This is a genomic window from Sphingobacterium cavernae, assembly GCF_008520265.1.
GTDB lineage: Bacteria > Bacteroidota > Bacteroidia > Sphingobacteriales > Sphingobacteriaceae > Sphingobacterium > Sphingobacterium cavernae.
Window position 1 is genome coordinate 1 of sequence record NZ_VIQM01000017.1, and the last position, 724, is coordinate 724.

Sequence of the window (724 nt, forward strand, 5' to 3'; positions counted from 1 at the left end):
GAGGTACACCTTCTGTAGTTACTTTAGTCCTTCCGTTTATTTCTACACCTGCTCTCAAGTATCGATGGATAAGTGAGATCAGTCTTCCATCTTTGATCGTACGTGATAATAATTCAATCAGTTTACTATGATTCACCGTATCGAAGAGCTTCTCTAAGTCCATGTCTACGGAATACTTATACCCCTGTTGAATGTATGTCTTGCATTTGAGAAGCGCTTGATGCGCGTTGCGACCCGGACGAAAACCGTAACTGTGGTCACTGAATTCAGGTTCGTAGATTGGTGTTAGGATTTGACTAATGCCCTGCTGGATGAGCCGATCAACTACTGTGGGGATGCCCAGCATTCGTTTTGACCCATTCTCTTTGGGAATTTCGACACGTCTTACCGGTGCAGGAGAATAATTCCCCTGCTTGATGGATGTTAAAAGTTTCTCCTTATGCTCTCTAAGATAATCTCCAAGGGATTCGACGCCCATCTTATCGATACCGCAAGCACCACGATTACCCACCACTTGTACATAGATAGCATTTAGGTTCTGACGGTCAAGAAGTTGTTCTAACAGTTCATCTACTTTTGTGTTTGTATAGGTGAGGTTCTTTTCAATCATCCTAATAAAAGTCTGCCCTCCCACATAGCATTCGGGTTCCGGCCTATTCTTTTGTGATCAGGTTGATAAACGTTATCAATTTTCTGCATTCTGTCCTTCATTAGGTAATTCTCA

The 724-nt window shown here is 42.5% G+C and carries 1 protein-coding gene; it reads right to left on the bottom strand.

Annotation, left to right across the window (positions count from 1 at the left end; translation table 11 throughout):
- Positions 1–478, bottom strand: a 478-nt coding sequence (locus FLS47_RS02080) for a reverse transcriptase domain-containing protein (protein ID WP_262713847.1), incomplete at its 3' end; no start/stop codon positions are given.
- Positions 479–724: the final 246 nt, after the last annotated feature.